Source organism: Ruegeria sp. CDSC025 (assembly GCF_059610805.1).
Genome location: NZ_JBXWOJ010000016.1, coordinates 22381 through 46874, shown reverse-complemented (window position 1 = coordinate 46874; position 24494 = coordinate 22381). Strand labels below are relative to the sequence as shown.

The window sequence follows — 24494 nt, the reverse complement described above, 5'->3', positions numbered from 1 at the left end:
GACATGAGTGACTGGAAACCGAAACGATTTTGGACTGCATGTCAGGTGGTCGAGGCCGATGGCGGATTTACGGTCGAACTGGACGGTCGTCGGGTCAAAACACCTGCGCGGGCCGGACTGATCCTGCCGACCTTGCCGATGGCTCAGGCCGTTGCGGCCGAATGGGACGCGCAGGAAGAACAGGTTGACCCAGGGACGATGCCCTACACGCGTTCGGCCAATGCAGCCATCGACAAGGTACTGATTCAGCACGCCGAAGTTGCAGACATGCTGGCCGATTATGGCGATTCGGATTTGCTGTGCTATCGCGCCGCTCACCCGCAAGAGTTGCAGCAGCGGCAAGCTGAGCAGTGGGACCCGGTGTTGGACTGGGCCGCGGAAGCCATGTCGGTTCGCCTGCAGCCCGTCACAGGTATCCTGCATCAGCCGCAAGACGTGGCGGCGCTGGATCAGTTGCGCCGGCGAGTGCATGATTTCAACAACTTCCAACTGGCTGCCTTCCACGATCTGGTCAGCCTTTCGGGCTCGTTGATCCTTGGGTTTGCGGCCACTTCCGATTGGTGTGATGCGCAAGAGATCTGGCGGATTTCGCGGTTGGACGAGCAGTGGCAAATCGAACAATGGGGCCATGACGACGAGGCGCATGAAGCAGCCGAAGTCAAACGTTCTGCCTTTTTACACGCTAAACGCTTCTACGACGTCTCTGATTGATCTTAGATTTCTGAATTTTTACCGCTCTGATGGACATCTGTGAGTTGATCCATCGTTTTCCCTGATCCGACCCTTGACGTTTGTTTATGAATGCGACCAAACTCGTGCGCACTAAAGGGGAGACACCTTTGGGGAAACCTTTCTGGTACCTGAGGTGCCGGATAGAACCGTCCCTGAACGGGATGGACAATCAGGAAGAGGTAAAAATGAAAAAATCCGTAATCTTGGGCGCGGCCACAGTTGCCGGTCTGGCCGCAGGCGCAGCCATGGCGGGAACCGTGGACGACGTCAAGGCGCGCGGTAAGCTGAACTGCGGTGTGACCACCGGTCTGGTCGGCTTTGCCGCGCCCGACGCAAATGGTGAATGGCAGGGCTTTGACGTTTCGTTGTGCCGCGCCGTTGCCGCTGCGGTTCTGGGTGACGCAAGCGCCGTTGAATTCGTTCCGACCACAGGTAAGACACGCTTTACCGCGCTGGCTTCGGGCGAAATCGACATGCTGGCCCGGAACACCACCTGGACCTTCAGCCGCGACGTAGACCTGAAGTTCGAATTCGTCGGTGTAAACTATTACGACGGTCAGGGCTTTATGGTTCCCAAAGCGCTGGGCGTAAGCTCGGCCAAGGAACTGGACGGCGCGACTGTCTGCATCCAGACCGGCACCACCACCGAGCTGAACCTGGCGGATTTCTTCCGCTCGAACAACATCAGCTACGAGCCGGTTCCGATCGAAACCAACGCAGAAGCGCAGCAGCAGTATCTGGCTGGCGCATGTGACGTCTACACCACCGACGCATCGGGCCTGGCCGCAACTCGCGCCACGTTCGAAAACCCCGGTGATCACATCCTGCTGCCCGAAATCATCTCGAAAGAGCCGCTGGGCCCGCTGGTCCGTCATGGCGACCACGAGTGGGGCGACGTTGTTCGCTGGACACTGAACGCACTGGTTTCGGCTGAAGAGCTGGGTGTGACCTCGGCGAACATCGACGAGATGTCTGCTGGCACCGACAACCCCGAAGTGAACCGTCTGCTGGGCAGCGAAGGCACTCTGGGTGAGATGCTGGGTCTGGACGCACAGTGGGCAATGCGCGCTATCAAGGCGGGTGGTAACTATGGTGAGGTCTTTGCCAAGAACATCGGTGAAGAAACGCCAATCGGTCTGGCACGCGGCCTGAACGGTCAGTGGACCGATGGCGGCCTGCTGTACTCGCCGCCGTTCCGCTAATATCCATTGAAGAGGGCGCAGTTCATCCTGCGCCCTTTTTCAATCCATAAGAAACAGTCCCGGTTAGATTGAACAGAGATCAACTCTGTCTGCGAATAACGGGATGACACGGGGATATACATAGGTCATGTCGACTCTCACTGACCCGCCAAAGGAGCAGTTCCGGCTGTCCATGCTCCTTTACGATACGCGGTACCGATCTGCGACCATCCAGGTCATTGCAATGATCGGTTTCATGCTTTTGGCAGCCTGGATCATTTCCAACACCATTCAGAACCTCGAAGCACTTGGTAAACCCGTAGAATTCGGGTTCTTCGGCGAACCTGCAAGTTACGATATCAACCAACGCCTGCTGGAATACGATTCTCGAGACAGCCACTTGCGTGCTGGGTTTATCGGATTGCTTAACACACTTGTTGTTGCAGTTCTCGGCTGTATCACGGCGACAATTATCGGTGTTTTCGTTGGTGTATTACGACTTTCCAACAACTGGTTGATCGCGCGGATCATGACTGTTTATGTCGAGATGTTCCGTAACGTGCCTGTGCTGCTTTGGATCGTTCTGGCTATGGCCATTCTGATCGAAGGTTTACCGGCACCCAATGCATTCCGAGGCGAAACCCCGACGGCCACGATGGATTTTTTCAACTCTGTCGCCGTCACCAATCGCGGTGTCTATATCCCAGAGCTCCTGTTTTCACGCAGTCTTGGCGATATCCACTTGTTTGGTGCGTCCAGCTTACGCTTCGACATTTCATTGGATCTGGTCGCCTTTCTGGTCGTTTTGGCGGGCAGCATTTTTGTGATGCGCAAAGTATCCGCTAATGCCGCTGCAAAACAGGAAGCAACTGGTGATCGCCCAACCATCTGGCACATTCAGTTGGGTATACTGTTTGTGCCGATGTTGATCCTGCTGACTGCGTTGGGATTCCATTTGGGATACCCGGAACTGAAAGGGTTCAACTTCAAAGGCGGCACCCATTTGCGGAACTCGCTTATCGCATTGTGGTTGGCCCTGTCCCTTTACACTGCAGCTTTCATCGCTGAGATCGTGCGGGCCGGAATTCTCGCCATTTCCAAGGGGCAGACCGAGGCCGCCGCCGCGCTGGGTATACGCCCGAGCCGGATTATGCGTCTGGTGATCCTGCCGCAAGCGTTGCGCGTGATCATCCCGCCAATGATCTCGAACTACCTGAACCTGACCAAGAACTCGTCTCTGGCGATTGCGGTGGGATATATGGATATCACAGGTACCCTGGGTGGCATCACCATGAACCAAACCGGCCGCGAGCTGGAATGCGTTCTACTGCTGATGCTGGTCTATCTGTGCATCTCGCTGAGCATCTCGGCAGTGATGAACTGGTACAACAATAGTGTCAAATTGGTGGAGCGGTAATATGAGTGATGTTTCATTTGTCCGCGCGGAAATGTTGCCGGAGAAAGCGCCACCAGCGTCCGAAGTGGGAATAGTAGGTTGGGTTAAGCACAATCTGTTTTCTGGTTGGTTCAATTCGATCCTGACTTTGGTTTCGCTCTATGCGATCTACTATGTGTTGTCGGGCGTTCTGCCATGGACGTTCCAATCCGTCTGGAATGCCAATTCACTGACTGAGTGCCGTGAGATCATGATGGCAACCTGGGGAGACACCCATGGTCATGCTTGCTGGGCTGTCATCAATGATCGCTGGCTGCAGCTGTTGTTCGGATTCTACCCGAGCCATCTGTACTGGCGGCCGATTCTGGCGCTTGTTCTGTTGCTGGTTGCGCTGGCACCAGTGCTGTATTCGGACCGTGTTCCGAGCAAGTTGCTGATCTTTAGCGCGATCTACCCCTTCCTGATGCCTTGGTTGATGTGGGGTGGTACCATCTGGGGGCCATTGTCGGCGGCACTTGGATTTGTTGCCGGCTGGGCCGTCTACACCGTCGTCAGCAAGCAACAAAGCGAATTGCTCGGGATGATCGGTGGTGCAGTGGCTGCATTGATCTGGTGGCTGTTTCTATCGAGCTACTTCGTTGGTGCCATGGATTCGATCCTGCCGATCGGTATCGAAGCCGTGCAAAGTCGTCAGTTCGGTGGTTTCATGCTGGCGATCCTGCTGGGTGTTGTGGCCATCGGTGTCTCGCTGCCGATTGGTATCGTGTTGGCGCTGGGCCGTCAGTCGGACCTTCTTATCGTCAAATACATGTGTGTGGGCTTTATCGAGTTCATTCGCGGCGTACCGCTGATCACGCTACTGTTCGTGGCCTCGCTGCTGTTGAACCTGTTCCTGCCACCAGGCACCAATTTTGACATCATCCTGCGGGTGATGATCATGATGACCCTGTTCTCAGCCGCCTATATGGCCGAAGTGATCCGGGGTGGCCTGGCTGCATTGCCACGCGGTCAGTACGAGGGCGCCGACAGTTTGGGCCTGAACTACTGGCAGGCACAGCGTTTGATCATCATGCCGCAAGCCCTGAAAATCTCAATTCCGGGCATCGTGAGCACATTCATCGGGATCTTCAAGGATACGGTTCTGGTGTCGATCATCGGACTGTTCGACGTGCTTGGCCTTGCCAACGCGATCCGCGCTGATACCGCTTGGAACGGCATCTACTGGGAACTGTTCGCTTTTATCGGCGCGCTGTTCTTCGTCGTCTGCTTCTCCATGTCCCGTTATTCCATGTATCTGGAGCGCAAGCTTCAGACTGGCCATCGTTAAGGAGTTCAACACATGTCTGAACTTGCAATAGACCGCGAAATCGACCGATCCAAGATGCAGGTGAGCGACGAGGTCGCCATCGAAATCAACAACATGAACAAGTGGTATGGGTCTTTCCATGTGCTGCGCGACATCAATTTGACCGTCAATCAGGGCGAGAGGATTGTTATCGCGGGGCCGTCAGGGTCGGGTAAGTCCACCCTGATCCGCTGTCTGAACGCGCTGGAGGAACACCAGCAAGGCACGATCATGGTGGATGGGACGGAACTGTCGAATGACCTGAAAAACATCGACAAGATCCGGTCCGAGGTCGGGATGGTGTTCCAGCACTTCAACCTCTTCCCGCATCTGACCATTCTGGAAAACTGTACGCTGGCCCCGATCTGGGTGCGCAAGACGCCCAGGAAAGAGGCTGAAGAGCGTGCGATGCACTTCCTAGAGAAGGTGAAAATCCCAGAACAGGCCGACAAGTATCCTGGTCAGCTTTCGGGTGGTCAGCAGCAGCGTGTGGCGATTGCCCGTTCGCTCTGCATGATGCCGCGGATCATGTTGTTCGATGAACCTACATCGGCGCTGGACCCTGAGATGATCAAAGAGGTGCTCGACACTATGATCGAGCTGGCCGAAGAAGGCATGACCATGCTTTGTGTGACCCACGAGATGGGTTTTGCCCGTCAGGTCGCCAACCGCGTGATCTTTATGGATGCCGGTCAGATTGTGGAACAGAACGAACCAGAAGAGTTCTTCAACAACCCACAAAGCGAGCGGACCAAGCTGTTCCTGAGCCAGATTTTGGGTCACTGATCCCGATCGGAAGAACCATGAAAGGCGGGGTTTTTGCCCCGCCTTTTTTACTCCGGCAACTCGCGTGGAATGACGAACCCCAAGACATCCCCACTGTGCCACCGAAGCGCGGCCCAGGAGTTGATCTCGAACTGTATGACTGTTGTTGCGCAGGTCGGGTAGTCATCGAAACGGCCGTGATCTGGCGCCTGCCGCACAAGCTGTCTGGCGAATTCAGCGATCCCGGGGTTGTGGCCCAGCATCAGCACGGTTTGGCCAGAAGCCTGCGACAGGGCCCGCATCATGAGATCGGGACCGGCCAGATACAGCGAGCGTTCGAACTGGATCAGATCGGCCTGCAGCCCCATTCGATCCCACGTCTCGCGGGTTCTGAGGGCGGTAGAGCTGAGCACCTCATTCGGTAGCCAGCCATTCCTGAGTAGCCAGCCGGACACAGCAGGTGCCGAGCAGCGTCCACGTTTGTTCAGTGGCCGATCATGATCGCTGAGCGTCGGCTCATCCCAACTGGATTTGGCATGGCGGGTCAGGATCAGAGTGCGAGTCATGACGGGTGAAAAGACCTCATGTGGTGGGCGGACTGTTCTGGGTCCCGCCTGGCCCCGGGGCTGAGAGGGCAGGCCAGGCGCGCAAGGCAGCCACCGGTCATGCAGGTTTGGCCCTGCTCTGTGTTCAGATGCCCGTGGCAGGCCTCAACGTCATAGAAGCTGTGGGTGTTCAGGGCCCCGACTGGGCAGGTCTGAGCGCAAGGGGCATCGCATGTAACACAGGGCGATGAATTATGGGCACCGGGAATCTCGAATTCCTGATCAAAATGCAGCGCGCCGCGATACGAGATCATCATACCGACCGTGTCATGCACCAAGGCGCCAACCGGGCTGCTGAATGTACGCCCCGATTTCAGCGCCCAGTCGATAAACGGCACATAGGGTGGGCCACCGAATGGGAAATAGGCTTGACCCCCCAAATCCTGCGCCATCTGATTGACGACGCGGTACGACCACCGGTCAACAGGGTCGGGACCTTGCCATTCAGGGGCTGATTTCAAAACAGGCCAGAACGTGGGCCCTGCACCTAGCAGGATCAGGGTGCCGCTGTCCAATTGCTTGGCATTAGCGCGCCCAGGATGTAACGCACCCATCACGATAAGCCCAACCTCAGCAGCCGCGCTGTCGACACGTTGATAAATGTTCGGGGAAGGTGCGGTTTGAACTGTCATGTCACCTCCGTCGCAGTCGATCAATCGGGTCGGATCAGCGACCCAGCTCCGTGTTCGGTGAACAGTTCCAGTAGCACCGCATTGGGCGCGCGCCCATCCAGAATGACTACGGCCCGCACCCCACTATGTAGTGCGTCCAGCGCGGTTTCGGTCTTGGGGATCATTCCGCCTGCGATGGTCCCGTCCAGGGTCATCTCGCGGATCTGACCGGCTTTTAGCTCGGTCACGACCTCTCCGGCAGCGTTCTTGACGCCTGATACGTCGGTCAGCAACAGCAGACGGTCTGCCTTCAAGGCCGAGGCGATGGCACCGGCGGCGGTGTCACCGTTGACGTTGAACGTCTCACCCTCGCGCCCGGCGCCCAGAGGCGCAATTACCGGGATCACGTCATGCGTAAACAGATCGTGCAGGATTTCGGGTTTCATCTCGGAAGGAGAGCCAACAAACCCCAGCGAGGCATCGGTTTGATCACAGATCATCAGGTTGGCGTCCTTGCCCGACAGGCCAACCGCAGTCCCTCCCTGTCCGTTGATGGCCTGAACAATGCGTTTGTTCACGAGGCCCGAGAGCACCATCTCGACCACTTCGACAGTTGCCTTGTCCGTCACACGCTTACCGTTCACGAAATCGGATTGGATATCGAGCTTGTCCAGCATCGCGTTGATCATGGGACCGCCGCCATGTACTACAACCGGGTTGATGCCCACCTGGCGCATCAGAACCACGTCACGGGCAAAGCTCTCCATCGCTTCATCGCTGCCCATGGCGTGTCCGCCCAGCTTGATGACGACAATGGCCCCGTCATAGCGCTGCAGATAGGGCAGTGCGCTGTTCAATGTGGCGGCGGTGGCGATCCAATCCCGGTTCATATCTCTTGTCTTCATGGCTAAAGGTCCCTCTGGCCCACCGTGTTAGGGCCTTTGAAAGGTGCTGCCAAGGGCCAAGCTATTCCAGATGCGTGATGATCGAGCGCAACGTTGGGATACCATCCCCTTTTTCGGACGACGTCAGCACGATTTCGGGGAAAGCGGCGGGGTGTTTTGACAGGGCCGAGCGGACCTGGTTCAGAACCTTTTCGCGTTCATTGGCCTTGACCTTGTCTGCCTTGGTCAGCACGCATTGAAAGGTTACGGCACTGGTGTCCAGCAGCTTCATGATCTCGGCATCAACAGGCTTTACCCCATGGCGCGCGTCAACCAGGACAAAGGCCCGGCGCAGGGTCTGTCGGCCACTGAGATATTGTTTCAGCAACCGCTGCCACTTTTCCACTACCTTAACCGGCGCATTGGCATAGCCATAGCCGGGAAGGTCGACCAGATACAGTTCTGGGCCCTGAGTGAAAAAGTTGATTTCCTGCGTGCGGCCCGGCGTGTTCGATGCACGCGCCAGCCCCTTGGTTCCGGTCAGCGCATTGATCAAACTGGACTTGCCAACATTGGAGCGGCCCGCAAAGCAGACCTCAAGGCGGTCAGGGTCGGGCAGCCCACTCATGGCGACGACACCTTTGACAAACTCGGACGGGCCAGCAAACAGCTTGCGCCCGCGCTCCAACGAGAATTCATCGGGATCTTGGGCCAGAGGGAAGGGTAGGGTGCTCATAACGGTATCACCTTGTCACCGACCGAGATTACCCCGCCGCGAACCACTTCGGTATAGATGCCGAAATCCTGATGGCCCCAGCTGTTCAGCGCGCCCAAAGTGTCGGCATCGCGGTCGCCGGTATCCGGGTTCGCAGTGGTCGCCAAACAGCGCACAATCCGCTCGCGGACGCGGAACACGGCCTCACCGATTTGCAACTCGCGGTCGAGCCAGTCGAATTCTTCCCATAGGGGCAGGCCATCGAACCAGATGTTACCGCGCCAGCGTTTGATTGACAGGTCTTGCCCCAGTTTTTGTTCAACCGCCCGGTGAGAGGCCATGTTGCACAGGCTGATTGACGGGAAATCGCTGTCTGTCATCCCACGCCCTGGTATCCGAACGATCCGGGCAGATGCCGCCCTGTCCGCGGGCATCAGCGGGCGCACCCAATCCAGAAACACGTCCTGTTCCCGATCTGGGTCAAAGGTTAGATCGGGGCGATTGGGATGGGTCAGGGTCAGCATATCCCCGTCCAGCTTGGCGGAAATGGCCATCAGGTCTGGGGCTTTTGATCCGCGACTGAAATTGACGCAGGGCACCCATTTCGTGCCATCCGCCTTGGACGCTTCGTGCGCAACCGCCCAAACGCGATCCCCGGGCATGGTCTGCCCGGGGGTCACTGTCACGGTCTGCACGGCTTCGCGGCCATGGCTTTTCATAGGATGCCGCCAAATATGGGTGACTTCAGCCGTCATTTCTCATCCGTCTTAGTGGCGCGCTTGAAGCCGGATTTGATGTTGCCAAATACATCCGGTTTATAACCCTGGCTGCGCATGATCAGATATTGCTGAGTGAAGGTGATCGTGTTGTTCGCGATCCAGTAGACCACCAGGCCGCTGGCAAAACTGCCCAGCATGAACATGAAAACCCAAGGCATCCAGGCAAAGATCATTGCCTGTGTCGCGTCTGTTGGTGCCGGGTTCAGCTTTTGCTGCAGCCACATCGAAATCCCCAGCAACAGTGGCAGGATGCCGATGAAGATCAGCGCCATAAGGGTGTCAGGTTGCGGTCCGGCCCAAGGCAGCCAGCCGAAGAAGTTCATGATTGACGTTGGATCCGGTGCGCTGAGATCCTGAAACGGGCCAAACCACGGTGCTTGACGCAGTTCGATGGTGACGAAGATCACCTTATACAGTGAGAAGAAGATCGGGATCTGCATCAGGATCGGCAAACAGCCCGCGGCGGGGTTAACCTTTTCCTTCTTGTACAGTTCCATCATACCTTGCTGCATTTTCTGACGATCGTCACCAGCGGCCTCTTTCAGGGCCTCCATCTGCGGCTGCAGTTCTTTCATCTTCGCCATCGAGACATAGGACTTGAACGCCAGCGGGAACAAGATCGCCTTGATGATCAGGGTCAGGCCGATGATCGACCAGCCCATGTTGCCGATCTGGGCGTTAATGTTGTGCAGCAGCCAGAAGATCGGCTTGGTCAGGAAATAGAACCAGCCCCAGTCGATGCTGTCGATGAACTTTTGAACGCCTTCGGCCTGATATTCACGAATGGTTTCCCATTCCTTGGCACCGGCAAACAGCTGGGTTGTGACCTCTTCAGTAGCCCCAGGTGCGATAAGCAATGTCGGCAGTACAGTTTCCGTCTGATAGATTTTGCGACGGGCATCGTATTTGGCTGCTGCCTTGAAGGTCGTGCCCTCAGCCGGGATCAGGGTGGTCATCCAATAGTGATCAGTAAAGCCGACCCAGCCACCGTCTTTGACCTGAAAGACCTCGGCTTGCGCCCGTTCGTTCGGATCAATGTCAAAGTCGCGCACATCGCCGTAGTCGATTTCATCCAGAACACCGTCGGCCATGACCATCACGCCTTCATGCAGGATGAAGAAATTCTTAAGTCCGGGCAGGTCGCCATCTTCGCCGATGCCATGGCGGGCGAGGATGCCATATGGCGCCATGCCGACCTCGGCTTGTGTGTTGTTTTCCACCGCTTGTGTGACTTCGAACATATAGTTCTCGTCTACCGAGATGGTACGGCGGAAGGTCAGGCCATTGCCATTCTCCCACTTCAACGTAACTGGAGCGTTCACCCCAAGTGTTTCACCATTTTCGACGATCCAGACCGTGTTCGGCCCGGGTACGTCCGTGCCGGTGACACCAGCGCCAGGCGCCCATCCGTAGAGCGCATAATATGCAGATTCAGATCCGACCGGAGAGAACAGTTCGACAATCGGTGCGTCGTCCTGGATCGAGACTTTATAATCCTTCAGGTACAATTCATCGATGCGGCCACCGGACAACGACAGGCTGCCCTCAAGGCGGGGCGTGTCGATCTTGATCCGCGCGGCCTCGGACCCGGGCAGCGTTTCTTCTGCGCTCGCCGTGGCTTCGCCTACGGTGCCCGCGCTAGAGGCGCTGGGGGTCTGAACCTCATCGCTTTCGATGGCGCTGATTTCAGCCTGATCAGTAATGGTGGTTTGCTCGGGCGGTGGAAACAGCACGAACCAAACCAGGATCACGACAAAGCTGAGCGCGGTTGCGAGGATGAGATTCTTGTTCTGATCGTCCATCTGGGACAGCCACCTTAAGCAGTGAAACACACCCGGTGGGTTCAACAGAGTGCAGCCCCAAAGGTCAAGCGGATTCGCCCGCCTTATGGTTCCAGATTGGGCTTTTGTGGTGAAAACCTGCGATCAGGAACCCGCTTGCCGTCCAATTTTGGGAATGCCTTTGACTTTGTTCTGATGGGCCGAGATCCAATCCATGGTCTTTTCGAACGGCATGGGCTTGCCAATGCCAAAGCCTTGAACGTGGTCACAACCAAGCTGTGCCATCAACGCGTGCTCACCGGTGGTTTCAACACCCTCGGCGAGTGTTTCTACATTCAACCTTTCGGCCATAGTCAGAATTGCACTGACCAATTGTTGTTGCGATGCATCACTGTCCGCCTTGGCCACAAAAGTTCGGTCTATCTTGATCCGCGTCACATCAAACCGTTTGATCGAGGCGATCGAGGCATGTCCAGTGCCGAAATCATCCAGATCAATACAACAGCCAAGTGCTGCAAGGCTGGTCACGTTGCGGGTAATCACATTGTCCGGACGTCGCGAAAACACGGTTTCCAGAATTTCGACAGCCAGTCGGTCGGGCGTCAGGTCGTTTTGGTCCAGTTCCCATTTCAATCGGTCCAGCAGAGCGGGGTCTCGTAGCTCATCCGAAGAAAAATTGATTCCGATTCGTGGGACGTGAATCCCGTTCCGGTCCCAGCAGCACATCGCGGAAAATGCATGATGCCGCATCGTTTGGCCAAGCCTCTCCATCAGCTCGGCCTGTTCGGCAAAAGGCAGAAATATCTGTGGGTTCAAGATGCCTTTTTCCGGGTGCTCCCAGCGGGCCAGGGCTTCAAACCCCGTAACCCGCCCTGTATCTGTGGAAACCTGAGGCTGAAACCAGGGGCGGATTTGTCCGTTGTCCAGCGCAGCCTCGAACTCTTTGCGAAGGTTGGCCCTGATATTGGATCTACGGCGGGTTTCGTTTGAAAAGGCGCGGATCGTTGAGGGCCCATTACGCTGAGCTTCGCATAGCGCAGCAGATGCGGCATCAATCCAATTTTCAAACCCGGATCCGCGAACTGCGGATTGCAGGCAAAAACCGATTGAACACGAGACATAGGCAGTGGTGCCGTTTAGGGTGATCGGCTCTTCAACGGCGGATTGGATGCGGCCCGACATCTGAATACAGGCTTCGAGATTGAGATGCTGTGACGGGCGCAGGCCGATGGCTATTTTGCACTCGTCTAATCGTGTTGCAATATCGCCGGTTCGAATGACCGAGAAGATGCGGTCACAAAATTGGCTGGACAGATGGGTCGCGGCCGCATTTCCGTGCAGGTCAACAAATTCAGTGAACCCGTCTAAGGCTATAATCATACAAGCCGATCCCATGTTATTGTGATCGGTACGGTCAAAGAAGTTTTCAAGTTCGGCGGCAAACTTATCCGTTGGCGCCAGTCTTCCGTGTTGGTGCAGTGGAGAGATGCGTGCAGTTTGCGTGCGTCTGACTGAGGCGAAGGCGACGATCAGCAACGGAAGGCTTAGTGCCACAACGACAAGCGCACGTTCTCCACCGATCCAGAAAGCCGCAAGCGAAATGGCGGGAGCAAAGGCCAGCACCGGCGGGCCACTCAGATACGTGGTGAGAGTATCGAGAAATTGATCAACGGAAACAGATTTCCTCATCGGTTCGTCTTCGCCTTTACCCTGAGCATCTTGCGCTCAGGTCAAACCGTAGAAAATCAGTCTGAGTCACTCGTTAACGCAGCTGTGGAATATCATCCGTTTTTTCAGTTTTTTCGCTCGAATTGATGGAAAGATTAACAAAATCAAACAATTTCGGGTCCAAAAGGTGCGAAGGGCGCGCATTGGTTAAGGCGCGGAACATCACTTGCCGCCGTCCGGGGCTGTTTTTTTCCCACTGATCGAGAATCTGTTTGACCTGCTGGCGTTGTAACCCGTCCTGGCTGCCGCACAGGTCACAAGGAATGATCGGGTAGTTCATCGCATTGGCGAATTTCTCGCAATCCGCCTCGGCGACATGGGCAAGGGGGCGAAAGACGAACAGGTCGCCTTCTTCGTTCACCAGCTTTGGCGGCATCGTTGCTAGACGGCCGCCGTGGAACAGGTTCATGAAAAACGTCTCAAGGATGTCGTCACGGTGATGACCCAGCACCACGGCCGTGCAGCCCTCTTCCCGCGCGATGCGGTACAGGTTGCCACGGCGCAGGCGCGAACATAGCGCGCAAAAGGTGCGGCCTTGGGGAACCTTGTCCATGACGACCGAGTAAGTGTCCTGATATTCGATGCGGTGCGGTACACCCATGCGTTCCAGAAACTCGGGTAGGACGGTAGCAGGAAAACCCGGCTGGCCCTGATCCAGATTGCAAGCCAGCAGATCGACCGGTAGTAGGCCGCGCCATTTCAGCTCGTACAGAACCGCTAGCAAGGTATAGCTGTCCTTGCCGCCTGACAGGCAGACCAACCAACGGGGTGGCTTGCCGTCTTTCTCATGCGCGGACGGGTCCACCATGCCATAGTGTTCGATGGCTTCGCGGGTGTGGCGCACGATGCGTTTGCGCAGCTTCTTGAACTCGGTGGTCGAAGGCGCGCCGGCAAACAGCGGATGGATATCGTCAGCTTCATCAAACATGCGCTGCCCCTACAGCAGATGGCGTATCCGGGCAAGTGTGCGGGTCAGCCCAACCGCGCAAGCAGGGCACCAGTGTCCAGCCCGGACACCGAACCGGGGATGCGGCCATTGTTACCTGTCAGCCGAGACGCCACAAATCCATCAGCGACCGGCCCGGGCGCTTGGCGTATCAGTTGAGAGGCAGTCAGCAGCAAAGCAGTGCGCTCCGCAAACCAGCGCGCCTCGGCTTCGGGTGGGATATTGGTCCAGCGGGCGCGGTGGTCCCTCAGCGCCGCATCATAGTGGCGGTTCACTCCGGTTGCCGCCTCAAGCTCGGCCTGCAGGACTTGGGCGGCCAAGGGGTCGCGGGTCAGGGTGCGCAGGATATCCAGACAGATCACATTGCCCGAACCTTCCCAGATGCCGTTCAAAGGGGCTTCACGGTAGAGCAGGGGCAGGGGGGTGTCCTCGACATAGCCAATGCCGCCCAACACCTCCATGGCTTCGACCACGACGACTGGACAGCGTTTGTTGTTGAGGAACTTGGCGAGTGCAACAGCGATGCGGGCAAAGGCTTTGTCCTCGGGTGTATGACTGTCAAAAGCCTGCGCCACACGCATTCCCAGTGTCAGCGCCCCCTCCCAGTCCAGCACGAGATCGGCCAGAACGATGCGCATCAGGGGTTGGTCAATCAACCGGCGCTGAAAGGCGCTGCGATGGCTGACCCAGTGATGCGCTTCGCTGAGGGCCGCCCGCATCAGACCTGCCGGGGCCATTGCAGTGTCGAGCCGTGTGTGATGCACCATCTCCAGGATTGTGCGCACACCCGCGCCCTCATCGCCAAGCTGATAGGCCAGCGCATCATGGTATTCAATCTCGGCCGAGGCGTTGGACCGATTGCCCAGCTTGTTCTTCAGCCGCATCAGGTGGATTGCGTTGCGTTCGCCGTCCAGCCAGCGGGGCACAAGGAAACAGGTCAGACCGCCGGGGGTCTGGGCAAGTGTCAGGAAACCGTCGGACATCGGGGCCGAGCAGAACCATTTATGCCCACGCAGCCGCCAGTGATCTCCGTCGCGTGTGGCCGTCGTTGTAGTGGCGCGAATGTCCGAGCCGCCCTGTTTCTCCGTCATCGCCATGCCCAGCGTGGCGCTTTTTTTGGAGGCGATAGGAGCGATAGAGGAATCGTGGTTCCATTCCGTCAATCTGGGAACCCAGATCGAGGCAATCTCTTCATTCGCCGCAAGTGCTGGAACGGCTGCGTAAGTCATGGTCAGCGGGCAGCAATGTCCGGGTTCGACCTGACTGGCAAGGTAGACCATGGCGGCGTGGGTGGCGTGACCATTCGGTAGGTCAGACCAGGCAACGGCTGCGTATCCGGATGATTGACTGAGTTGCATCAGGTGATGGTATGAATGAGTGAAACGCACTTCATCCAGGCGGCGTCCACCTTGGTCAAACAGAACAAGTTCTGGGGAGTGGAAATTGGCCTCGCGCGCCATGTCTCTCACTGCAGCACGCCCAAGGTCTGCACCATAGTTGCGAAGAATAGAGCTTCGCGCGCCTGCCACATTTTGCAGTACTGGGTCAGAGGCCCAAAGGTCTAAATCTCCGCGCACAGGCGGCTGGTTCAGAACGTCATGCGTGGGTAGGGAATGGCGCGCGTCAGATGTCATCTGGCCCTCGAATTGAACAGCACAACTGTTCAGCGAAGGTGCGCTCCGGTCAAGTCCGACGACGGGTCAGGAGGGATCTTCACGGTCCGGAACCGGATCATACCCGTCACCACCCAAAGGGTGGCAGCGCCCAATCCGTCGTGCGGCCAGCCATGTGCCTTTGATGGCACCGTGTTTTTCCAGTGCCTCCAACGCATAGGCCGAGCATGTAGGCTGATAGCGGCAGTTGAACCCGACCCAAGGGCTGAACAGCAACCGGTACGCCCGAATGGGTAAGGCAAGGATATGCGAGAGCAATGTCATTTCCGCGCAGCATGGACTTTACGCAGAGCATAGCGCAAATCATCCAGCAGCGCTGCATAGGGGCGTCCGGCTGTGACATCGGCGCGACCGATTAGCACGTAATCCCAGCCGTCCTGCCCCTTCTCAGGCAGTACCGCGCGCGCAGCTTCGCGCAGGCGTCGCTTGGCCCGGTTGCGAGCCACGGCATTGCCGACCTTTTTGGAACAGGTGAAACCGACGCGAATCCCGTCCGCCTCGCCCTCGGCGCGTTTGCGCGCCTGCACCATCATTGATGATGTGCCCTGCCGACGCGCACGCGCGGCGTTCAGGAAATCGGATCGTTTCCTGAGGATGATCAATGTTTTGGATGCGCAAACGGACGCCGCCGGGGGCGTATCCCCAGGTTGGTTCTTACCATCCTCAGGGGCCTCCGGCGGCGTCATGTTCATAACCTGATCGGTGAGCGGTTTATGCGCTCAGCGACTTGCGGCCACGTGCGCGGCGCGAGTTCAGGATCTTGCGGCCGGCCTTGGTGGCCATGCGCGCGCGGAAACCGTGGCGGCGTTTGCGAACCAGGTTCGAAGGCTGATAGGTGCGTTTCATCGCTCCGTCTCCAATCTATTCGGTCGGGTGCAGCGCGGATTCGCCTGCCCGTGGTGTTCGAAGCCCGTCCTCTACTGCCAAGCGGGGGGTAAGTCAAACCCCTTGGTGGGGGTTTTGCAGCCTTTTGCAACAATTCTATAATCCCGCGCGGTAAAAGATTTCAAAAATACGGATTTTAGGCACAAAACCCTCACATTCACTGTCGAAAAGATCAAGGCAGCGTGAGGCCCCTGTTGCCCGGGCGCGTGACGTCGCATGTTGAGGCCAGAATGAGACGCACAAAACCGGACACCACTATGAGCGATACAACTCAGGCCCCGCGCAGCGGGCTTGCGCGACATATTCCTTTGCTGGTGATTCTTTCCGTTGCCGCCGTGGGGTTCTTTACCTTGGGTGATTACCTGACTTTTGAGACCCTGCGCGACAACCGAGAGGACCTGTTGGGCTGGCGTGACGCCAATTACTGGGCAATGGCAGGCGCATTCATCGCGATCTACATTGCCATCGTTGCCTTTTCGCTGCCTGGCGCTGCGGTGGCCTCGATGACCGGCGGGTTCCTGTTCGGACTGTTCGCAGGCACGGTCTTCAACATCTTTTCGGCAACCATCGGCGCCTCGGCGATTTTTCTGGCGGCGCGCTGGGGCTTAGGTGCGTCGTTGACAGCACGGCTTGAAGCCTCGGAAGGCACCATCAAAAAGCTGAAGGACGGCCTGCGCGAGAATGAGATCTCGGTCCTGTTCCTGCTGCGCCTTGTCCCGGTGGTTCCGTTCTTTGTGGCCAATCTAGTGCCGGCGCTGGTGGGGGTGAAGTTCCGCAACTTTCTGTTCACCACGGCGCTGGGCATCATTCCCGGTGGCATCGTTTATACTTGGATCGGCGTCGGACTGGGCGGTGTATTCGACCGAGGTGAAACGCCGGATGTCTCACTGCTGTGGGAGCCGTTTGTCATCGGCCCGATCATCGGCTTGTGTGTGCTGGCGGCTCTGCCCATTCTGATCAAAACGCTGCGCGGCCAAAAGGACAGCTGATCATGCAAGAACTGAAATCCGATATCCTGGTGATCGGGGCCGGGTCAGGTGGGCTGTCGGTCGCCGCGGGGGCGAGCCAGATGGGTGCGGATGTGATCCTGCTGGAAGGTCACAAGATGGGCGGGGATTGTCTGAATTTCGGCTGCGTGCCGTCCAAGGCCCTGATTGCCAGCGGCAAGGCCGCCTATGGGCAGGCGCATGCCTCGGCGCTGGGTGTGGCGGATGTGGTGCCACAGGTGGATTACGCCGCCGCCAAAGATCACGTGCATGATGTGATTGCGCAGATCGAGCCGATGGACAGCCAAGAGCGGTTCGAAAGCTTTGGTGTCAAGGTGATCCGGGAATATGGCAGCTTTGTCTCTCCGACACAGGTTCAGGCGGGGGATCATCTGATCACCGCGAGGCGGGTTGTGATTGCAACAGGCTCTTCACCACTGATTCCGTCGATCCCCGGTTTGGACAAGGTGCCGTATTATACCAACGAGACTATCTTTGATCTGCGCGACAAGCCCGATCATCTGCTGATCATCGGCGGTGGCCCCATCGGGATGGAGATGGCGCAGGCGCATATTCGGCTCGGTTGCAAGGTCACAGTCATCGAAGGGCAAAAGGCGCTGGGCAAGGATGACCCCGAGGCGGCAGAGGTCGTGCTGGACAGTTTGCGCGCCGAGGGCGTTGCGATCCATGAACAGGCGATGGTGGCACAGGTTCGCGGCTCCGATGGCGCGGTTGAAGTGGTGACCGAGAACGGCGAGATCTTCTCGGGCACGCATCTGCTGCTCGCTGCGGGGCGAAAGGCCAATACCGACCGCCTCAACCTTGCCGCTGCCGGGATCGAGCCCATCCGAACCGGCATCAAGGTCGACGACACCCTGCGCACCACGAACCGCAGGGTCTATGCGATCGGAGATGTCGCGGGTGGGCTGCAATTCACTCATGTGGCGGGCTATCACGCGGGGATTATCATTCGTTCGGCGCTGTTTGGGCTGCCCTCCAAGGCGAAAACCGCACATATCCCCTGGGCGACCTACACCGACCCCGAGCTGGCGCAGGTTGGCCTGACCGAGGTGCAGGCGCGCGCCGAGCATGGCGATAAGATGGAAATTGCGCGGTTTGACTATCACCACAACGACCGCGCCATTTCCGAGCGTAAAACGAATGGTTTCATCAAGGTCATGGTCGTCAAAGGCCGACCTGTGGGTGCCACAATTGTTGGCCATCAGGCGGGTGAGCTGATCAGCTTGTGGTCGCTGGCGCTGGCCAATAATCTGAAGATGGGGCAGGTTGCCGCCATGGTTTCGCCCTATCCGACGATTGGAGAGCTTAACAAACGGGTGGCGGGCGCCTATTTCTCACCAAGGCTGTTTGAGAATCAAACGGTTAAACGTGTGGTCAGGTTCGTCCAGCGCTGGATGCCCTGACCTGGAAGGGAGAGCAATGTGAACTCGCTGTCAGGCCGATTTCTGATCCTGACGACGGTCTTCGTGATGTTGGCCGAGGTTCTGATTTTTGTCCCTTCGATTGCGCGATTCCGCGAAGATTTCCTGCTGAACCGGCTGGAGCGCGCTCAGATCGCCTCGCTCGCTTTGTTGGCCGATGATATGCTGGCCGAGGACCTTGAGGCTGAACTGCTGGCCAATGCGGGCGTCTATAACGTGGTTCTGCGGCGAGACGAGATGCGCCAGTTGATGCTGTCCTCTCCTATTCCAGGGCAGATCAGCAAGACCTATGACCTGCGCGACGCGCGACCATGGGTTTTGATCCGGGATGCTGTCGTGCGGTTGTTCACGCCGGAAAATGAAGTCATCCGTGTTATTGGCGAGCCTGTGAAAGGCGCAGGTCTGCTGATTGAGGTGACGACTGACAGCATGCCTTTGCGTATGGCGATGACGGATTATGGGTTACGCATTCTGGGCCTGTCATTTGTGATTTCGATCATCACGGCTTTTTTCCTGTTTCTTGCGGTTCGGGTGGTTCTGGTAAAGCCCATCAAAAGCGTTGTCGGATATATGCAGCGCTATGCCAGCGCCCCCGAAGATGCCCGTGGAATCATCTCACCGGATTCCAAAGTGACCGAGCTGCGCGAGGCCCAAGAGGCGCTGAAACAGTTGCAAACCGAACTGACCCAGGCCCTGAAACAGCGCGAGCGTCTGGCGCAGCTGGGCGGGGCTGTGGCTAAGGTGAGCCACGATCTGCGCAACATCCTGACCTCGGCCCAGCTGTTTACCGACCGGATCGAATCCAGCGAAGACCCGTTGGTGCGTCGCATGGCCCCTAAGCTGGTGAACTCGATCACCCGAGCGGTAACCCTGTGCGAAAGCACATTGGCATTTGGCCGCGCTGAAGAACCTGCACCGTCGCTTACACTGGTTCCGCTCCGCATTGTGGCCGAGGATGTGGTTGCGAGCGAGAAACTTGCCGTTGCCGATGCCTGTGTCGAGATCATCAATGATGTGCCGGAAGAGTTGGTCGTAAGAGCTGATCCTGAACAGATTTTCCGTGTCATGATGAACCTCGTTCGAAATGCCCGTCAGGCGCTGGTTGCATCAGGAAAGCCCGGTCGGATCACCCTGTCCGGGCAAGAGCAGGACGCCAACTGGTGTATTCAGATCAGCGACACAGGGCCGGGCCTGCCGGCCAAAGCGCGTGAAAATCTGTTCACACCCTTTCAGGGTGGCGTCCGCAAAGGCGGGTCGGGTCTGGGCTTGGCGATCTCACAGGAACTGTTGCGGGGCCATGGGGGTGACCTTGTTCTGACCGAGACAGGGTCAACAGGTACCACCTTTGAAATTCGCCTCCCGCGGGGCGATGGGGCTTTTTGAATTATTTTTACAGAATCGACTTGCACGTCCCGAATACCGGGTCTACATAGCGCCTCACCAACGCGGACCGATAGCTCAGCTGGATAGAGTACTTGACTACGAATCAAGGGGTCGGGGGTTCGAATCCTCCTCGGTCCGCCACTGGTTTCCTGTTGAACGTCACACGAACCTGACCCAACTGTCATAGTTGGACCACAAAAGCAGTGAATGTTCGACATCAGAAGGCGCCCCCAACGTTGGACATCAGTTGAATTTGACCTTTGCGTCATCAACTAGCACGCCGCCCCCATTTCATACTCCCGCAGACAGTTTGGTTTGATCTGATCCCCCCTCTTGGAAAATCAGAGCTGATTTGTAGGTCTGACAGCGAAGCTGCCTGTTCCTGCTAATCTGCCACGTGGCGAACGCGGGAGGGTGCGAGGCAATGCTATTCGACGGGGGTGGCGCGGCCCGCAGGCACGGTCGAGGACACGGTTCTGTCTAATAGGGTTGCCCGAGGGGGAAGGCAGCATCTTTCCCCTGATGGCCAGGGGCGTTTGGCTAGTCCAAATCCCGCTGGCCCCAAGACAAGTGCGACGGTGTGGGCTGCGCCGTAACTCTTTGCGCCAGAACACGTTGTTTTTCTAAAAAATGGGCGGGAAGCAGACGTTCGCCGCGTATTCGAATTTCAAAAACCACAACGGTCAAAGTGGCCACTCGCTTGTATCGCTTCTTTGGCAGCTGGGCATGTTCGAGAGACGACTGCTGCCAAGATCAGGTGCTTAGGATGTAGCAGTTTTTGCGATAACGAAGCGTTTTGCGTGTGGGCTTCGTTTTTTTCGGTCTGGCGAAGGGTGTGTAAGGGAAAATCAAGCCCTTCTGATTAGGGGCGGCTTGCCATTTGGGATAGAGAGTGCAGCGGGAAAACTAGAAACTTAAAATGTCTTCAAGTTGTTTCCATATTTGCTCCGCATGATCTGGCTGCGCTTTTGCCAAGCGGACCATCCTGATTGCCAGAATTTGAGTGGGCAGCACATCTTCGATGCACATAAGCCTGCCGTCAGAAAGGTGGGTCGCGACCAGCGAGTGGGGCAGCCAGGCAATTCCGATTTCATTCAGGGCGTATTCTAGAATGGCCAATGTAAGCGCGGTTTCGGCCTTGGGTATTGCGGTTTTACCTTCAGGCAAACGCGGGGCGATCATCCGGGAATAGACCTGCCCGAGAAAAACCTCGGGCGGGTAGCTGATTGTTGGAATTGCGGCTTCCGTCACTTGCGGACGCACAGCAGGCGCGCAGACGGGAATTAACGTATCCATCCCCAGCGTTTTGGTTTCAAATACGTTGACGGGTTCTTGCATCTTGTCATCAGGCACCGCGTACATGATGGCAAAATCGACCTCCTTCGAAATCAGATGCAGTAGGCACTCGTCTTGATTTCCTGACCGCACGCGAACCGAGGTTTCGCCATCTTCAGTCAAAACACGCACAATTTCGGGGGAAACCGTCGTTGTGAGGGCGTGTTGGCAAACGAAAGACAGCGACTTGCCGGCCTGATCACTCGCGGTTTTTAGGCTGTGCCGAAGCCCATGCAGCCGGGTGCTGAGTTCACGTAATTCAAATTCCAGTTCCCGCACGCCTGGCATCAAAGAGACTGGCTTGCGGCGGCGATCAAACAGCGTTGCGCCGATGTTGTCTTCGATAAGCCGCACCCGCCGAGTAAACGCAGATTGCGTCAGCAATCGCTTTTCAGCGGCGCGGGCGAGAGAGCCGCTATCAAGCACGGCCAATATATCATCGATCCACTCAAGACGCATGGCGGATCGATAGTGCAGTTCGTGACAACATGCAATTCCTGCAATTTATGTACCGAAGTTCGAATTAGGAATGCGCCTCAGCGCGTAGTAAGTTGATAAATGCAAATATTAGGAACCATGACATGCACCTTGTCCGTTTTCCCCGCCTGCATCTTGCCCATCTTCCAACACCGCTTGAACCCATGACGCGATTGTCAAAAGAACTGGGGGTCGAAATCTGGATCAAGCGCGATGATTGCACTGGGATGTCGACCGGCGGCAACAAGACCCGCAAGCTTGAATTTCTGATGGCCGAGGCCGAGGCGCAGGGTGCCGACATGGTGATGACCCAAGGGGCCACGCAAACCAACCACGGTCGGCAGACGGCTGCATTTGCCGCCAAACTGGGGCTTGCCTGTCACATCCTTTTGGAGGATCGCACCGGTTACCAAAATGGAAACTACAATACGAACGGTAACGTCCTTCTAGACCATTTGCATGGCGCAACTACCGAGAAGTTTCCCGGCGGCCACGACATGCCGGGTGAGATGGAAAAAGCAGCCGAAAAGAAGCGCGCGGAAGGGCACAATGTCTATGTCATTCCTGGCGGCGGATCGAACCCGACCGGCGCACTTGGCTATGTTAACGCGGCCTTCGAACTGTTGGCACAAGCAAATAACAGTGGTTTGCAAATTGACAGATTGGTGCATGCAACCGGTTCTTCAGGAACGCAGGCCGGATTGGTGACGGGCATGTGTGCTATGAATGCGCAGGTGCCCGTTCTGGGCATCGGCACAAGGGCGCCTCAGCCCAAGCAAGAACAGATGGTTTTTGACCTCGCCTGCAAAACCGCTGAAAAACTGGGCTGCGCAGGTATGGTCAAGCGCGAAGACGTGAAGGCCAATACTGACTATGTCGGCGAGGGTTATGGCCTGCCCACGAAAAGCGGCATAGAGGCGATCCAGATGTTTGCAGAGCTCGAAGGCATCCTCCTCGATCCGTGCTATTCTGCCAAGGGTGCGGCCGGTCTGATTGATCTTGCCCGCAAGGGTGAGTTCAATGGCGAACGGATTGTGTTCCTGCACACCGGGGGTGCCGCAGCCCTTGGGGGGTATGATTTTGCCTTTGATCATCAAAACCGCTGGGTGACTGTCTGAGCCATGACACTGCGCCCGGTTGGAATTCTTGGCGGTATGGGCCCCGATGCGACGATCCTCCTCCAGCGCAAGCTGGTGGCGGCCGTACCCGCAACTGATGACCAGGATCATATACCTTTGTTGATCGACATGAACCCGCAGGTGCCGTCGCGGGTTAGTCATCTGCTCGAGGGCGTCGGCGAGGATCCGGGGCCGACGCTTGCCGCTATGGCGCGTCGGCTTGAAGATGCTGGAGCCTTGGCGCTGGCGATGCCGTGCAACACCGCCCATCACTATGCCAAGGCGATTACGGACTCCGTGGAAATACCCTTGCTGAGCGTGGTCGAACTGACGGCTGATCATGCGGCTGGGACGCTCGGATCAGGGGGATGTGTCGGGATGCTTGCCTCGCCCGCCGTACGACATACGCAGCTATTCGAGACAGCGTTGCACAGGCGCGGGCTGTCGGTGGTTTGGTCCGCATGTGATGAAAAGATGCTTGCAGCGATCCGGAAAATTAAGACGGACGGTCCGTGCAATGAAGGGCGCGAAACACTAAGAGTTGCCTCGAAAGAACTTGTTGCCGCAGGGGCCGACCTGCAGCTTGTGGCTTGCTCAGAATTCTCGCTCATCGCTGATAGTGTTGCGGCCGAGGTCAATGCCATTGATACGATTGACCTGCTTGTCCAGGCGATTGTCGAATTTTCCCACGCAGGGCAAGTTTAGGCGATTGAATTAAGTGCGCCACAGCGTTCGGAGGCAATCTGTAAGTCAACAGATACCTTTGTTCATAATTGGTCCCAAAGCTGTTGCGCTGTCTGATCAAAGGTCGCCGGATTGGCAAATGCGGAAATCGTCAAGGTGGCACACCACGCGTCATCGCCGATTGGCACCAGCAATCCCGCGTCCAGCTCTGGCGAAATCGCAGTTTCGGGCATCCAGGCAAAGCCGCTTCCGGTAATCAGGCGTCTCTTGATTGTCTCAACCAGACTATCAACATAAATCGTCTCGGCGTTCAGGGGTTTGCGGTCTATGGTATTTTCTACAACCATGCCTAAAAACGAAGAACGATCATATGCCAGATAGGGGATGGGTGGGCCATCCTGCTCTGCGAGACTCCAACCCATGGCACGCGCTGAATCAGCTGTAGCCACTGGCACCAGACGATCCTTTAACAGGTCTTTTCGCTCAAATGCGGTTTCATCAATCATCGGTGAAACCGAGTGGTGATTGTAACACAAGAGAATGTCCACTGCGCCCTCGACCAACAGGTCACAGCAGGTGCTTAGGGAATCGGACAGTACACGAGTGCGCAGATCGGGAATTTGCATCTGCAACTCTTCGATGCGACTTGCCAAAAAATTAACCGCGATCGTGTGGAGGACCGAAAACCGGATGAAACGGCTATCCCCACGATCGGCATCCCGCAGCGATTGACGGGATTCTGACAGTTGTGAGATCGCCGCTAAAGCGACCGGCAAGAATTGTTGACCTGCTTCTGTCAATTGAACAGGATAGGTGGCGCGATTGACCAGAGGCAGCCCGACCCAGCTCTCCAACGCTTTGATTCTACGACTGAATGCGGATTGTGTGATGTTGCGTTCATCGGAGGCTCGGGTGAAGTTCAGTGTCCGGGCGAGGCATTCAAAGTCGCGCAGCCAGTTCAAATCCAATGTGTGTACCTGCATTTCCAAGGAAGCATTGGTCGAGCATACTCAAAACTATGCATTGCGGGAATAGTTTGATGA

At 56.9% G+C, this 24494-nt stretch carries 24 protein-coding genes and 1 tRNA gene; 11 read left to right on the top strand and 14 right to left on the bottom strand.

Annotation, left to right across the window (positions count from 1 at the left end):
* The first annotated feature begins 3 nt into the window (after window positions 1-3).
* The 5 genes from AC2FH8_RS18105 (at window position 4) to AC2FH8_RS18085 (ending at window position 5440) form a co-directional block, all read left to right on the top strand.
* Window positions 4-711, top strand: a complete 708-nt coding sequence (locus AC2FH8_RS18105) for an ATP12 family chaperone protein (RefSeq protein ID WP_281973748.1) — start codon at window positions 4-6, stop codon at window positions 709-711.
* A 206-nt stretch (window positions 712-917) separates the two neighbouring features.
* The gene (locus AC2FH8_RS18100; protein ID WP_142639749.1) at window positions 918-1934 is read left to right on the top strand and encodes an amino acid ABC transporter substrate-binding protein; all 1017 of its coding nucleotides are present in this window, start codon (window positions 918-920) and stop codon (window positions 1932-1934) included.
* Window positions 1935-2061: 127 nt separating this feature from the next.
* Entirely contained in the window at window positions 2062-3330 is a 1269-nt protein-coding gene (locus AC2FH8_RS18095) for an amino acid ABC transporter permease (protein ID WP_142639747.1), read from the top strand.
* Between the two features lies 1 nt (window position 3331).
* Window positions 3332-4636: an amino acid ABC transporter permease gene (locus AC2FH8_RS18090; RefSeq protein WP_142639745.1), complete on the top strand. Its 1305-nt coding sequence runs from the start codon at window positions 3332-3334 to the stop codon at window positions 4634-4636.
* A 12-nt stretch (window positions 4637-4648) separates the two neighbouring features.
* Window positions 4649-5440, top strand: a complete 792-nt coding sequence (locus AC2FH8_RS18085) for an amino acid ABC transporter ATP-binding protein (RefSeq protein ID WP_142639743.1) — start codon at window positions 4649-4651, stop codon at window positions 5438-5440.
* 47 nt (window positions 5441-5487) lie between these two features.
* On the opposite strand, the gene AC2FH8_RS18080 is transcribed toward AC2FH8_RS18085, so the two are convergent.
* The 12 genes from AC2FH8_RS18080 to rpmH all read right to left on the bottom strand — a co-directional run bounded on the left by AC2FH8_RS18080 (window position 5488) and on the right by rpmH (window position 15987).
* On the bottom strand, window positions 5488-5985 hold the full coding sequence (locus AC2FH8_RS18080) for a SixA phosphatase family protein (RefSeq protein WP_271951999.1): 498 nt from the start codon (window positions 5983-5985) through the stop codon (window positions 5488-5490).
* Complete coding sequence (locus tag AC2FH8_RS18075) at window positions 5982-6656, bottom strand: ferredoxin (protein ID WP_496690414.1); 675 nt, start codon at window positions 6654-6656, stop codon at window positions 5982-5984. Before AC2FH8_RS18075 ends, AC2FH8_RS18080 begins: the two co-directional genes overlap by 4 nt.
* Window positions 6657-6676: 20 nt before the next feature.
* Window positions 6677-7540, bottom strand: a complete 864-nt coding sequence (argB, locus tag AC2FH8_RS18070; protein WP_142639737.1) for an acetylglutamate kinase — start codon at window positions 7538-7540, stop codon at window positions 6677-6679.
* Window positions 7541-7601: 61 nt separating this feature from the next.
* Window positions 7602-8255: a ribosome biogenesis GTP-binding protein YihA/YsxC gene (yihA, locus tag AC2FH8_RS18065; protein ID WP_142639735.1), complete on the bottom strand. Its 654-nt coding sequence runs from the start codon at window positions 8253-8255 to the stop codon at window positions 7602-7604.
* Window positions 8252-8989, bottom strand: a complete 738-nt coding sequence (locus AC2FH8_RS18060) for an MOSC domain-containing protein (protein ID WP_496690413.1) — start codon at window positions 8987-8989, stop codon at window positions 8252-8254. The genes yihA and AC2FH8_RS18060 overlap by 4 nt, the downstream gene beginning before the upstream one ends.
* Entirely contained in the window at window positions 8986-10815 is a 1830-nt protein-coding gene (yidC, locus tag AC2FH8_RS18055) for a membrane protein insertase YidC (protein ID WP_496690412.1), read from the bottom strand. The genes AC2FH8_RS18060 and yidC overlap by 4 nt, the downstream gene beginning before the upstream one ends.
* 123 nt (window positions 10816-10938) lie before the next feature.
* Window positions 10939-12483, bottom strand: coding sequence for a putative bifunctional diguanylate cyclase/phosphodiesterase (locus AC2FH8_RS18050; protein WP_496690411.1), 1545 nt, complete (start codon window positions 12481-12483; stop codon window positions 10939-10941).
* 73 nt (window positions 12484-12556) lie between these two features.
* Window positions 12557-13450 carry a tRNA 2-thiocytidine(32) synthetase TtcA gene (ttcA, locus tag AC2FH8_RS18045; RefSeq protein ID WP_271952009.1) on the bottom strand — a complete coding sequence of 298 codons (894 nt, stop codon included), beginning with the start codon at window positions 13448-13450 and terminating at the stop codon, window positions 12557-12559.
* 44 nt (window positions 13451-13494) lie between these two features.
* On the bottom strand, window positions 13495-15102 hold the full coding sequence (locus AC2FH8_RS18040) for an acyl-CoA dehydrogenase family protein (protein ID WP_496690410.1): 1608 nt from the start codon (window positions 15100-15102) through the stop codon (window positions 13495-13497).
* Window positions 15103-15168: 66 nt separating this feature from the next.
* Entirely contained in the window at window positions 15169-15405 is a 237-nt protein-coding gene (gene yidD, locus AC2FH8_RS18035) for a membrane protein insertion efficiency factor YidD (RefSeq protein WP_281973741.1), read from the bottom strand.
* Window positions 15402-15827, bottom strand: a complete 426-nt coding sequence (rnpA, locus tag AC2FH8_RS18030; RefSeq protein WP_271952015.1) for a ribonuclease P protein component — start codon at window positions 15825-15827, stop codon at window positions 15402-15404. Before rnpA ends, yidD begins: the two co-directional genes overlap by 4 nt.
* 25 nt (window positions 15828-15852) lie before the next feature.
* A complete protein-coding gene (gene rpmH, locus AC2FH8_RS18025; protein ID WP_005632162.1) occupies window positions 15853-15987 on the bottom strand; it encodes a 50S ribosomal protein L34 in 135 nt (44 codons plus the stop codon).
* Window positions 15988-16283: 296 nt separating this feature from the next.
* Here rpmH and AC2FH8_RS18020 point away from each other — a divergent pair, with 296 nt between their 5' ends.
* The 4 genes from AC2FH8_RS18020 (at window position 16284) to AC2FH8_RS18005 (ending at window position 19978) form a co-directional block, all read left to right on the top strand.
* Window positions 16284-17015 (top strand): TVP38/TMEM64 family protein, encoded by a 732-nt coding sequence (locus tag AC2FH8_RS18020; protein WP_282027691.1) that lies wholly within the window; start codon window positions 16284-16286, stop codon window positions 17013-17015.
* A gap of 2 nt (window positions 17016-17017) precedes the next feature.
* On the top strand, window positions 17018-18436 hold the full coding sequence (locus AC2FH8_RS18015; RefSeq protein WP_496690409.1) for a dihydrolipoyl dehydrogenase family protein: 1419 nt from the start codon (window positions 17018-17020) through the stop codon (window positions 18434-18436).
* An 18-nt stretch (window positions 18437-18454) separates the two neighbouring features.
* A complete protein-coding gene (locus tag AC2FH8_RS18010) occupies window positions 18455-19837 on the top strand; it encodes an ATP-binding protein (RefSeq protein WP_281973738.1) in 1383 nt (460 codons plus the stop codon).
* A 64-nt stretch (window positions 19838-19901) separates the two neighbouring features.
* Window positions 19902-19978 (top strand) — tRNA-Arg (locus tag AC2FH8_RS18005).
* A gap of 765 nt (window positions 19979-20743) precedes the next feature.
* Here AC2FH8_RS18005 and AC2FH8_RS18000 read toward each other — a convergent pair.
* Window positions 20744-21631: a LysR family transcriptional regulator gene (locus tag AC2FH8_RS18000; RefSeq protein ID WP_142639713.1), complete on the bottom strand. Its 888-nt coding sequence runs from the start codon at window positions 21629-21631 to the stop codon at window positions 20744-20746.
* 122 nt (window positions 21632-21753) lie between these two features.
* Here AC2FH8_RS18000 and cuyA point away from each other — a divergent pair, with 122 nt between their 5' ends.
* On the top strand, window positions 21754-22767 hold the full coding sequence (gene cuyA / locus AC2FH8_RS17995; RefSeq protein WP_496690408.1) for a D-cysteate sulfo-lyase: 1014 nt from the start codon (window positions 21754-21756) through the stop codon (window positions 22765-22767).
* A gap of 3 nt (window positions 22768-22770) precedes the next feature.
* The gene (gene cuyB, locus AC2FH8_RS17990) at window positions 22771-23472 is read left to right on the top strand and encodes a cysteate racemase (protein ID WP_496690407.1); all 702 of its coding nucleotides are present in this window, start codon (window positions 22771-22773) and stop codon (window positions 23470-23472) included.
* Window positions 23473-23534: 62 nt separating this feature from the next.
* Here the strand turns inward: cuyB and AC2FH8_RS17985 are convergent, their stop codons facing one another.
* The gene (locus AC2FH8_RS17985) at window positions 23535-24413 is read right to left on the bottom strand and encodes a LysR family transcriptional regulator (protein WP_246097333.1); all 879 of its coding nucleotides are present in this window, start codon (window positions 24411-24413) and stop codon (window positions 23535-23537) included.
* Between the last annotated feature and the right edge of the window lie 81 nt (window positions 24414-24494).